Raw genomic sequence first — 11,434 nt, forward strand, 5'->3', positions numbered from 1 at the left:
ATCCGCCGCCCGCCGCACCCCGCCGGGAAGCACCGCGCGGCGTGCGGGACAATGGAGGACGTGACTCGGATCGTGATCATCGGTGGCGGACCCGGCGGATACGAAGCGGCCCTGGTGGGCGCCTCGCTCGGCGCGGAGGTGACCGTCGTCGACTGCGACGGTCTGGGCGGGGCGTCGGTGCTGACCGACTGCGTCCCGTCGAAGACTCTCATCGCGACGGCCGAGGTGATGACGACCTTCGACTCCTCGTACCAGGAGCTGGGCATCATCGTCGAGGACGGCACGCCCGACCCGGAGCGGCCCGCCCGCGTCGTCGGCGTCGACCTCGGCAAGGTCAACCGCCGCGTCAAGCGCCTCGCGCTGGCGCAGTCGCACGACATCACCGCCTCCGTGACCCGCGCCGGGGCCCGCGTGCTGCGCGGCCGCGGGCGGCTGGAGCCGGGGCAGGCCACGGACGGCTCCCGCAAGGTCATGGTCACCGCCGCCGACGGCACCGAACAGACCCTCGTCGCCGACGCGGTGCTGATCGCCACCGGCGCGCACCCCCGAGAGATCCCCGACGCGCTCCCCGACGGCGAGCGCATCCTGAACTGGACGCAGCTCTACGACCTCGACGAGCTGCCCGAGGAGCTGATCGTGGTCGGCTCCGGCGTCACCGGCGCCGAGTTCGCCGGTGCGTACCAGGCGCTCGGCTCCCGCGTCACGCTCGTCTCCTCCCGTGACCGGGTGCTCCCCGGCGAGGACCCGGACGCCGCCGCCGTCCTGGAGGACGTCTTCCGGCGCCGCGGCATGAACGTCATGGCCCGCTCCCGCGCCGCCGCCGTCAAGCGCGCCGGTGACTGCGTCGAGGTGACGCTCGCCGACGGCCGGACGATCTCCGGCAGCCACTGCCTGGTCGCGGTCGGCTCCATCCCGAACACCGCCGGGATCGGCCTGGAGGAGGCCGGGGTCCAGCTGAAGGACTCCGGGCACATCCGCACCGACCGGGTCTCGCGCACCTCCGCGCCCGGCGTCTACGCGGCGGGTGACTGCTCCGGCGTCTTCGCGCTGGCGTCGGTCGCCGCGATGCAGGGCCGGATCGCGATGTACCACTTCCTCGGCGACGCGGTCACGCCGCTGAACCTCCGTACGGTCTCCGCGAACGTCTTCACCGACCCGGAGATCGCCACCGTCGGCTACTCCCAGGCGGACATCGACGCGGGCAAGATCGACGCCCGGGCCGTCAAGCTCCCGCTGCTGCGCAACCCGCGCGCCAAGATGCAGGGCATCCGCGACGGCTTCGTGAAGCTGTTCTGCCGCCCGGGCACCGGCATCGTCGTCGGCGGCGTCGTCGTCTCGCCGCGCGCCAGCGAGCTGATCCACCCGATCTCGCTCGCGGTCGACAACAACCTCACCGTCGAGCAGATCGCCAGCGCCTTCACGGTCTACCCGTCGCTGTCCGGCTCGCTCGCCGAGGTCGCCCGGCAGCTGCACACCCGTAAGGCGGCGAACGAGTAACCGTCCGTGGGGCGCGGCGGGTGGCACGTTTGTGCCCCGGGTGCGTACGGCGGGTGAGGGGCGCAGGGTACCGTTCCCGGGTGTCCGGCGCTGACCTGCGGTCATGTCGCCGTTACTGGGCGGGAGTTCGGGGTGGGAGCCCTCTATACCACTCGGTCACCCATGGTGTGAACAATTTCTGTTAATTGGTGCAACCTGCTGAAAACAGACGGTCGTTGGCGTTACTGTCAGTTTCGTGTTCGCTGCAGAACGTCGCCAACTGATCCTTGAAATGGTGCGGGCCAACGGAGCGGTGTCGCTCCGGGAGCTCGCCCGTGTCGTCCAGACCTCCGAAGTGACCGTACGCCGGGACGTACGCGCGCTGGAAGCGGAAGGGCTCCTCGACCGCCGGCACGGCGGAGCGGTCCTCCCGGGCGGACTCGCCCGGGAATCCGGTCTGCCCCAGAAATCCCACCTCTCGACCGCGGAGAAGACGGCCATCGCCGACCTCGCCGCCGGTTTCGTGGAGGAGGGGGAGGCCATCGTCGTCGGAGCCGGAACCACCACCCAGGAGCTGGCCCGCCGGCTCGCCCGGGTGCCCGGTCTGACCGTCGTCACCAACTCCCTCCTGGTCGCCCAGGCGTTGGCCCACGCCAACCGCGTCGAGGTCGTCATGACCGGCGGGACGCTACGGGGCTCCAACTACGCGCTGGTCGGCAGCGGTGCCGAGCAGTCGCTCCAGGGGCTCCGGGTGTCGCGCGCCTTCCTGTCGGGCAGCGGGCTGACCGCCGAGCGCGGTCTGTCCACGTCCAACATGCTCTCCGCCAGCGTCGACCGGGCCCTCGTGCAGGCCGCGGGCGAGGTGGTGGTCCTCGCCGACCACACCAAGCTCGGCGCCGACACGATGTTTCAGACCGTGCCGACGGACCTCGTCACCCGCCTGGTCACCGACGAGCCCCCGGCCCACGACGACCGCGCCGCGACGGAGTTGCAGGCCCTCGCCGACCAGGGCGTGCAGATCGCCGTCACCGGCACCGCCAACGGCGCGGCCCCCGCCACGGCAAACGGCACCGCCGACCGGCGCGGCCCCCGCCGGGAGGTGCCGCTGCCGGGCCAGCGCCGCAACCACCCGCCGGGGGGCGCGGCCTCGTCCCTGCGCTCCGCCTCCCTGGGCGACCCGCCCCGCGTCGCCGATCTCGCGCCGCGGCGCCGCTAGGGGGTGTCTTCCCGACGGAGCGCCCGCGGGGTCCCCGAGGACCCCGGCGGGCGCCCGCGGCGCGGTCGGCAGGCGCGCCCGGCCGGCGCCGCGGCGGCCGGTTTTCAGGGGCGCGTGAGGATCACCAGCTGCCGGGTCGCCCGGGTCATCGCGACGTAGCGGTCGACGGCGCCCGCGATGCCCGTACCGAACGACTCCGGTTCGACGAGTACGACCAGGTCGAATTCGAGCCCCTTCGACAGCTCCGGCGTCAGCGACCGGACGCGGGGCCTCGCCCGGACCGCCTCCGCCCCGGCGTCCCCGACCCCGATGACACAGGCCGTCCCGCCGTCGTGCGCGGCGAGCCAGGCGTCGAGGACCGCCTCCCGTTCCGCGACGGACCCGTGGGTGACGGGGATGCCGCTGCGGCGGATGGACGTCGGCACGTTCGCGTCCGGCAGCGCCGCCCGGATGGCCGGCTCCGCCTCGTCCATGACCTCCTCCGGCGTGCGGTAGTTGATGCTCAGGGACGCCACCGTGACCCGGTCGAGCCCGACCCGCGCCAGCCGCTCCTGCCACGGTTCGGTGAACCCGTGCCGGGCCTGGGCGCGGTCGCCGACGACGGTGAAGCTGCGGGACGGGCAGCGCTGGATCAGCATCTGCCACTCGGCGTCCGTCAGTTCCTGCGCCTCGTCCACGATGACGTGGGCGAACGGGCCGGCGAGCAGGTCCGGTTCGGCGGCCGGCAGCCCGTCCCCGTCGATCAGGGTGTCCTGGAGGTCCTGTCCGTGCAGCATCGTCACGGCGCCCTCGCCGTCGTCGTCGGCCCGGAGGATGCCTTCGATGACGTGGGCCCGGCGGGCGCGTTCGGCGGCGACGGCGGCCGTGTGGCGGCGTTTGCGTCGGGACGCCTCCGGGTCGCCGAGCCGCTGCCGCGCCGCGTCGAGGAGCGGCAGGTCGGACACCGTCCAGGCGTGGGCGTCCGCGCGCTGGAGGCGGCGCACCTCGTCGCGGTCGAGCCAGGGGGCGCATCTGCGCAGATAGGCGGGGACCGACCAGAGGTCCCCGATGAGGTCGGTCGGCTCCAGCGTCGGCCAGGCGCGGTGGAGGGCGGTGATCAGCTCCCGGTTCCGCAGCAGCGATCTGCGCAGCAGTGCGGGGGAGATCTCGTCGCCGTCCGTGCCGTGCTTGTCCATCAGCAGCGTGATCAGCTCCTCCTGGATCTGGTCGCGCGCCTCGTTGTGCGGCGTGCCCGGTTCGACGGCCGCGAACGCGACGGCCCAGTCGGTGGGGCTCAGCCACACGTCGGACCAGTGGGTCGTGACCGTCATCCCCTCGGTGGGCGGCTCCTCGTAGAGGGCGACGGCCGGTTCGACGGCCTTCACCATGTCCGCGGACGCCTTCAGCCGGGCCACCTCCGGGTCGGCCTCGGCCGCCGCCCCCGCCCCCTCGGCGACGAGGTCGCGCACGGTGCAGGTCTGTACGCCCTCCTCGCCGAGGCTGGGCAGGACGTCGGCGACGTACGCGAGGTAGGGCCGGCTCGGGCCGACGAAGAGCACGCCGCCGCGGCGGTGGCCCAGGCGGGGGTCGGAGTAGAGGAGGTGGGCGGCACGGTGCAGGGCCACGACGGTCTTGCCCGTGCCGGGGCCACCGTCGACGACGAGGGCGCCGCGCGAACCGGCCCGGATGACGGCGTCCTGGTCGGCCTGGAGGGTGGTCAGGACATCGCGCATCCGGTCCGAGCGGTTGGCACCCAGGCTCGCGATGAAGGCGGACTGGTCGTCGAGCGCGGCGTGCCCCTCGCGGCCGTCCGCGGTGAACACCTCGTCCCAGTAGTCGCCGATCCGGCCGCGGGCCCAGCGGTAGCGGCGGCGGCGCGCCAGGCCCATCGGGTCGGCGTGGGTCGCGGCGAAGAAGGGTTCGGCGGCGGGGGAGCGCCAGTCGACCAGGAGCCGGCGGCCGGTGCCGTCGGTGAGGCCGAGGCGGCCGATGTACACGGGCTCGGGGTCGTCCGCGTGCACGACGTGGCCCAGGCAGAGATCCAGGCCGAAGCGGCGCAGGGTGCGCAGGCGGCCGGCCAGCCGGTGGACCTCGGTGTCCCGGTCCATCGCCTCCCGGCCGAGGCCGCCGGGGGCCCGCCGTGCGGCGTCGAGCCGCTCGGAGAGTTCGGCGATCGTCTCCTCCAGCGTCGCGGCGACGGCCGCGAAGTGCCGTTCGTCGCCGTCGATCAGCGCCGGGTCGGCCTTGGCGGCGAGGCGTTCGGGCAGCGCGAACGCACCGGTGGTCAGGGAGGTCATCTCAGCAGCTCCGATCCGGGGCCGCGCACGCCGGCGCCGCAGGCACGCACCCCCGCCGTACGGCCACGGGCCCCTGCGGGCGCGGCCCGGGCCCCCTCAGCGGCGTGACGCCACCGCACGACCCATGAACCGACAACAACACACGCACTTCGTGAATCTCCCATTTCCGCAGGATCCGGCATCAGCCTGAGATTCTGCGGCACAAGGGGGGCCTTGCCGCAAGGCCCCCTGTGCGCTGTACGTTGTCCATGGCGGGGCGGGGACGGACCCGCTGACCCACGCACCTGATCACCTTCACCGGTCAGCCGCCCGGACGGACAGGCCCGCAGCGCCGCCTCCCCCCTCAACTCCCTTTCGGCACAGCCCTTTCGGCACAGCCCTTTCGGGCACGCCGCCGGTCTCGCGCGTCGGCCGCGGGCGTCGGCCGCGGGCGTTCTAGTCCGCCGTGGGGTGGTCCGCCTTCAGCCCGGTCAGGGTGAGGGTCAGCAGACGGTCGGCGAGGAGCGGGTCGTCCGGTGACTCCTCGGCGGCCAGGGCGATGCCGTTCGTCAGCTGCATCAGGTCCCCGATGGTGACGTCGGGGCGTACCGCACCGGCGCGCTGCGCGCGGGCCAGCAGGGTCCCGCCCGCCTCCCGCATCGGCACGCTGCACCGGGCCATCCCCGAGCTCTCGTCGGCCGTCGCCGTCATCAGCGCCCGCGACAGGCCACGGTACGTGCCGGCGTGGGTGATGATCGCGCGCAGCCACTCGACCAGCGCCCGGCACGGCTGCGGCGCGTCCGCCAGCTCCCGCGCCTGCGCCAGCAGCGTGTCCACCTCGCTCTGGAAGACCGCGCCCATCAGCGACGTACGGTGCGGGAAGTGCCGGTAGAGGGTGCCGATGCCGACCCCGGCGCGGCGCGCGATCTCCTCCAGCGAGGTGTCCGTGCCGTGCTCGGTGAAGGCGATACGGGCCGCGGTCAGCAGCCGTTCGTAGTTGCGCCGGGCATCGGCCCGCATCGGGCGCGGGCCGTCCGCCGCGCCGCCCGCCGCCTCGCTCCGCTGCGCGGCCGGCCGCCGCCCTGCCGTCTCGGTCGCCATCGCCGTCCTTCCTCACCCCGGCCGGTCCCGGCCCGGTGGCTCCAGGATGCCACTGACCGGGGCCGCGGCGGGCCGCCCGCCGGGGGCGCACGGGGCCGCCGCGCGCGCCCCTGACGGGCGCCCCCGGTCCCGGACGGTGGACGGGCAGGGGCCCGCGTCCCAATGCCCGGTGGCCGTCCGGCGACACCTCGCCGAACACCGTGGCGGGCCGCAACGCCGCGCCCCCGAACACCATCAAACCTGGCGCAACAAGGTGTTCCGGGCCGGTGCGTGCCCCGGGCCGCCGGTACACCGAGGGGTCGGCGCGGGCGTGCGCCCCGCGGGCCTCCCAAGACCTGGGGAAGACGCCATGGGGCTGACCAGCCGCCCACTGTTGTACGCCGCCGTCCTGGCCGTCCTGGCCGCGGTCGCGCTGACCTGCCGCCTGTGGCCGCGCTTCGCCGGGCGCGGCCCGCGGGCCCTGCTCGGCCGTCTCGGCTCCCTCCTCGCCACCCAGCTCGCCCTCGTCGCGGCGCTCGCCCTCGCCGTCAACGTCAACTTCCAGTTCTACGGCTCCTGGCACGAACTCCTCGGCCTCTACGACGACGCCCCCGGCGCGGTCGCCAAATGGGGCGGGGCCACGGGCGTCGGCCCCGCCGGGGACCCGGCGCAGGGACTCGTCCAGCCGTCCGGCCCGGAAGGGCTCGACAAGGTGCACGGCCTGCCCAAGGGGCCGCCCGCGACGGCCGGGAAGGTGGAGACCGTACGGATCGTCGGCAGGCGGACCCGGCTGGTGGACCCGGCGTACGTCTATCTGCCGCCGCAGTACTTCCAGGACGCCTACGCCCGCCAGAGATTCCCCGTCGTCGTGGCGCTCAGCGGCTACCCGGGCGGCATCTACCTGCTGGGACAGCATCTGAGGCTGCCGCAGACCGCGGCGGCGCTCCAGCGCACCGGCGCCGTGCAGCCCACCGTCATCGTGATGCTGCGGCCCACCGTCGCCCCGCCCCGGGACACCCAGTGCGTCGACGTGCCCGGGGGCCCGCAGGCCGAGACGTTCTTCGCGCGGGACGTGCCGGACGCCCTGCGGTCCCACTACCGGGTCGGCCACGACCCCGGCGGCTGGGGCGTCCTCGGCTACTCCTCCGGCGGCAGCTGCGCGCTCCAGCTCGCCATGCGCCACCCCGAGACGTACACCGCGGCGGCGGCGCTCTCCCCGGACTACAAGGTCACCCCCGACCCGACCACCGGCGATCTCTTCGGTGGCGGCCGCGACCGGGTGCGCCGCCGTGAGGAGCACGATCTGATGTGGCGGCTGCGCCATCTGCCGCCGCCGCGGGTGTCGGTGCTGATCGGGACCAGCCGCCACGGCGAGAAGAACTACCCGGCGGCCCGGGAGTTCCTGGCCGCCGTCCGGCCGCCGATGCGGGCGGACACCGTCCTCCTCGACCAGGGCAGCCACAACTTCGCCACCTGGCGCCGCGAACTGCCTGCCGCGCTGCGGTGGATGAGCAAGGAGCTGACCTTCCCGGAGGACGTGGTGGGTGCGTCGTGACGGGCGGACCGCCCGGGGCGCGCGGACCTCACGTGCGCGCCCCGTCGGCCGGGCCCGCGCCCCGGGCGGCCCCGGGCACGCGGAAGCCCCGGCACAGGCGTGCCGGGGCTTCCGTTGCGTATGTCCGGACGTCAGTCCTTGATTTCGCAGATGAGGGCGCCGGAGGTGAGGGCGGCGCCGACTTCGGCGGTGAGGCCCTTGACGGTGCCGGCGCGGTGGGCGTTGATGGGCTGTTCCATCTTCATCGCTTCGAGGACGACGACGAGTTCGCCTTCGGCGACGGTCTGGCCTTCTTCGACGGCGACCTTGACGATGGTGCCTTGCATGGGGGAGGCGAGGGTGTCGCCGGAGGCGGCGGAGCCGGACTTCTTGGCTGCCTTGCGCTTGGGCTTGGCACCCCCGGCGACGGCGGCACGGGCCAGCGGCATCCCCAGCGACGAGGGCAGGGACACCTCCAGGCGCTTGCCGCCGACCTCCACCACGACCGTCTCGCGGGCGTCGGCTTCCGCCTCGTCGCTGCCGGTGGCGGCAAACGGCGGGATGGTGTTGACGAACTCCGTCTCGATCCACCGCGTGTGGACCGTGAACGGACCGGTCGAGCCGGTCAGTTCGGGCGCGAACGCCGGGTCCGTCACGACCGTGCGGTGGAAGGGAATGGCGGTGGCCATACCCTCCACGGTGAATTCGTTGAGGGCGCGGGCGGCGCGTTGGAGGGCCTGGTGGCGGGTGGCGCCGGTGACGATGAGTTTGGCGAGCAGGGAGTCCCAGGCCGGGCCGATGACGCTGCCGGATTCGACGCCTGCGTCCAGGCGGACGCCCGGGCCGGTGGGTGCGTCGAAGGTGGTGACGGTGCCGGGGGCGGGGAGGAAGCCGCGGCCGGGGTCTTCGCCGTTGATGCGGAATTCGAAGGAGTGGCCGCGCAGCGGCGGGTCGTCGTAGCCGAGTGCTTCGCCGTCGGCGATGCGGAACATCTCGCGGACCAGGTCGAGGCCGCTGACTTCTTCGGTGACCGGGTGTTCGACCTGGAGGCGGGTGTTGACCTCCAGGAAGGAGATGGTGCCGTCCTGGCCGACGAGGAATTCGCAGGTGCCGGCGCCTTCGTAGCCGGCTTCCTTGAGGATGGCTTTGGAGGCGCGGTAGAGCTCGGTGTTCTGCTCGTCGCTCAGGAACGGTGCCGGAGCTTCTTCGACGAGTTTTTGGTGGCGGCGCTGGAGGGAGCAGTCGCGGGTGGAGACGACGACGACGTTGCCGTGCTTGTCGGCCAGGCACTGGGTTTCGACGTGGCGGGGGCGGTCGAGGTAGCGCTCGACGAAGCATTCGCCGCGGCCGAAGGCGGCGACGGCTTCGCGGACCGCGGAGTCGTACAGTTCCGGGACTTCTTCGAGGGTGCGGGCGACCTTGAGGCCGCGGCCGCCGCCGCCGAAGGCTGCCTTGATGGCGATCGGCAGGCCGTTTTCCTTGGCGAAGGCGACGACCTCGTCCGCGCCGGAGACGGGGTCGGGGGTGCCGGCGACCAGGGGGGCGCCGGCGCGCTGGGCGATGTGGCGGGCGGCGACCTTGTCGCCGAGGTCGCGGATGGCGTGCGGGGGCGGGCCGATCCAGGTCAGGCCGGCGTCGAGGACGGCTTGGGCGAACTCGGCGTTTTCGGAGAGGAAGCCGTAGCCGGGGTGGATGGCGTCCGCGCCGGAGTCCTTGGCAGCCTGGAGGACCTTGGCGATGTCGAGGTAGCTGGTGGCCGGGGTGTCACCGCCCAGGGCGTATGCCTCGTCGGCCGCGCGGACGTGCAGGGCGTCCCGGTCGGGGTCGGCGTAGACCGCCACACTCCCGATTCCGGCGTCCCGGCATGCACGGGCTACGCGGACAGCGATTTCGCCACGGTTGGCGATGAGCACCTTGCGCACGATGGGTCCTTCCTTGGCGCTACGCCGCAACACAACACACTGAACGCAGCGAGTTTAGGGACTGGCGACACCGTGTGCCGACCCGTTCCCCGGGGTGACCTTGCCCACACGGAGCGTGGCACGTGCGCCAGTGAGGGGTGCGAAGCCCCCTGACAGCCCAGGGTAGGCCCGGTTCCGCGGCGGCGGACGGGCGGCTTGATGTGGTCTAGGTCTCTGCCCGCGCGCGGGCGGCGGACCGTCAATTCTTTGTGGAGTCCCTACGAATGGGCGAAGGAAAGTTTGCGCCCGGCGCGGCGCCCGGGACCCCTCGGGGGGCGCGCCGGGTGCCGTGATCCGGAGCGTGCAGAACTCTTGCCCCGGCCGTTACCCGTTAGTAGCGTGCGCGCTGTCTTCTGTACTCGCGGTAACACGGCACGGCCCGCTCCACGCGGGCGCACGGCGGCGGGGCGTACGGCCCGCCGGTAAGGGCGGATCGGTACGGACGGAAGCAGGTGGGGGCGGTGGCAACGCGGAGACCGGTGGCGGTTGTGGGGGCCGTGGTGCTGATCCTGGAGGCGGGCGGCGTCGTCCTGCTGAACTGGATCCTGAGCATCGTCGTCGACCGGCAGCAGATGTCCCTGGCGGGGCTGCGGCCCGGCGCGATGACCACGGGCGCGCTGGCCGCCGGTGCGGTCGCCGCGCTCTACCTCCTCGGCTGCGCCGCCCTGCTGCTGCGCACCGCGCTCCGCGACCGTCCGCCCGGCACCCTCGCCCGGGCCGCGCTGATCTGCTGCGCCGTGGTGCACGCGGTGCTCGGCGCCTTCGCCGTCGGCATGGTCGGCTGGCTCGCCTTCGCTGCGCTGATGGCCGTCCTCGCCCTGCTGGTGCTGACGCTGGTGGCGTACGGCGAACGGCCCGCCGTCCCGGACGCCGGGGCCGGCGCGGAGCCGGACGGCCCGGCCCCGGCTGCACCCACCTCGGCGTGAGCCCGGTGGCTTACGCCCACAAATCCGTGAGGCGGATGTTCAGCTCGGCCAGGAGGCGGCGGAGCAGGGGGAGGGAGAGGCCGATGACGTTGCCCGGGTCGCCGTCGATGCCGTCGATGAACGGTGCCGAGCGGCCGTCGAGGGTGAAGGCACCGGCGACGTGGAGCGGTTCGCCGCTGGCGACGTAGGCGGCGATCTCGGCGTCGTCCGGCTCGCCGAAGCGGACCGTGGTCGAGGCGGTGGCGGAGGTGCGGCGGCCGTGGGCGGTGTCGATGACGCAGTGGCCGGTGCGCAGCACGCCGGAGCGGCCGCGCATCGCCTTCCAGCGGGCGGTGGCGTCCTCGGCGTCGGCGGGCTTGCCCAGTGCCCGGCCGTCCAGCTCCAGGACCGAGTCGCAACCTATGACCAGCGCCCCGGCGGCCTCCGGGCGGGCGGCGACCGTGGTGGCCTTGGCCTCGGCCAGGACGCGGGCCAGCTCGCCGGGGGTGGGCGCGGTGAGTGCGTCCTCGTCGACCCCGCTGACGATCACCTCGGGGGCCAGCCCGGCCTGCCGGAGCAGGCCCAGGCGCGCGGGCGACTGGGAGGCGAGGACGAGACGGCGGGGGCGGGGCTCTTCGGTCATGCCCGCCATCGTACGGAGCGCCGGAGCGGCGCGGCGGGACCTGTGGACAACCGCCCGGACCGGGAGGTGGAACCAGCCGCGGTCCGGTGCGCGTCCTCGGTGGTGGAGCAGTCCCGAGCCGGGCGGCGGGAACGATGACACGTCAACGCCCGGCCAGCAACACCATGGTGAGCATCGAGGCCACCGCCATCACGACACCCATCCGGCGGAGCCGCTTCTGCGCATGCCGCAGCTCCTCGGGAGGCTCGTCGGGCGGATCGGACCACAGCATGGTTCCGATCCTGCGCCCGTCACGCCGCGGGGGGGCGCGGAGTCTGGTCTCACGCTGCCGAGGCCACGGGAAGGCGCGCTCGCGGGGGTCGCG

Annotated in this window: 9 protein-coding genes; 4 read left to right on the forward strand and 5 right to left on the reverse strand. The window is 73.8% G+C overall.

Annotated features, from left to right (window positions below; translation table 11 throughout):
- Positions 1 to 51: 51 nt before the first annotated feature.
- Complete coding sequence (locus ACFWWQ_RS06575) at positions 52 to 1,497, forward strand: NAD(P)H-quinone dehydrogenase (RefSeq protein ID WP_384591136.1); 1,446 nt, start codon at positions 52 to 54, stop codon at positions 1,495 to 1,497.
- A 235-nt stretch (positions 1,498 to 1,732) separates the two neighbouring features.
- Positions 1,733 to 2,692 (forward strand): DeoR/GlpR family DNA-binding transcription regulator, encoded by a 960-nt coding sequence (locus ACFWWQ_RS06580; RefSeq protein WP_384591139.1) that lies wholly within the window; start codon positions 1,733 to 1,735, stop codon positions 2,690 to 2,692.
- Positions 2,693 to 2,796: 104 nt separating this feature from the next.
- On the opposite strand, the gene helR is transcribed toward ACFWWQ_RS06580, so the two are convergent.
- Positions 2,797 to 4,968 carry an RNA polymerase recycling motor ATPase HelR gene (gene helR, locus ACFWWQ_RS06585; RefSeq protein WP_384591142.1) on the reverse strand — a complete coding sequence of 724 codons (2,172 nt, stop codon included), beginning with the start codon at positions 4,966 to 4,968 and terminating at the stop codon, positions 2,797 to 2,799.
- A 435-nt stretch (positions 4,969 to 5,403) separates the two neighbouring features.
- Positions 5,404 to 5,967 (reverse strand): TetR/AcrR family transcriptional regulator, encoded by a 564-nt coding sequence (locus tag ACFWWQ_RS06590; protein ID WP_384591636.1) that lies wholly within the window; start codon positions 5,965 to 5,967, stop codon positions 5,404 to 5,406.
- Positions 5,968 to 6,397: 430 nt separating this feature from the next.
- Between ACFWWQ_RS06590 and ACFWWQ_RS06595 the strand changes: the two genes are divergently transcribed.
- Complete coding sequence (locus ACFWWQ_RS06595; RefSeq protein ID WP_384591145.1) at positions 6,398 to 7,582, forward strand: alpha/beta hydrolase; 1,185 nt, start codon at positions 6,398 to 6,400, stop codon at positions 7,580 to 7,582.
- A 131-nt stretch (positions 7,583 to 7,713) separates the two neighbouring features.
- Here the strand turns inward: ACFWWQ_RS06595 and ACFWWQ_RS06600 are convergent, their stop codons facing one another.
- Positions 7,714 to 9,483 carry an acetyl/propionyl/methylcrotonyl-CoA carboxylase subunit alpha gene (locus tag ACFWWQ_RS06600; protein ID WP_384591148.1) on the reverse strand — a complete coding sequence of 590 codons (1,770 nt, stop codon included), beginning with the start codon at positions 9,481 to 9,483 and terminating at the stop codon, positions 7,714 to 7,716.
- 518 nt (positions 9,484 to 10,001) lie between these two features.
- Between ACFWWQ_RS06600 and ACFWWQ_RS06605 the strand changes: the two genes are divergently transcribed.
- Positions 10,002 to 10,448 carry a hypothetical protein gene (locus ACFWWQ_RS06605; RefSeq protein WP_384591151.1) on the forward strand — a complete coding sequence of 149 codons (447 nt, stop codon included), beginning with the start codon at positions 10,002 to 10,004 and terminating at the stop codon, positions 10,446 to 10,448.
- Positions 10,449 to 10,458: 10 nt separating this feature from the next.
- On the opposite strand, the gene ACFWWQ_RS06610 is transcribed toward ACFWWQ_RS06605, so the two are convergent.
- Together ACFWWQ_RS06610 and mmpB are read right to left on the reverse strand one after the other, a co-directional pair.
- On the reverse strand, positions 10,459 to 11,070 hold the full coding sequence (locus tag ACFWWQ_RS06610; protein ID WP_384591154.1) for a Maf family protein: 612 nt from the start codon (positions 11,068 to 11,070) through the stop codon (positions 10,459 to 10,461).
- 142 nt (positions 11,071 to 11,212) lie between these two features.
- Complete coding sequence (gene mmpB / locus ACFWWQ_RS06615) at positions 11,213 to 11,341, reverse strand: morphogenic membrane protein MmpB (RefSeq protein WP_384591157.1); 129 nt, start codon at positions 11,339 to 11,341, stop codon at positions 11,213 to 11,215.
- Positions 11,342 to 11,434 lie beyond the last annotated feature (93 nt).

The organism is Streptomyces sp. NPDC059080, assembly GCF_042739975.1.
Lineage (GTDB): Bacteria > Actinomycetota > Actinomycetes > Streptomycetales > Streptomycetaceae > Streptomyces > Streptomyces benahoarensis.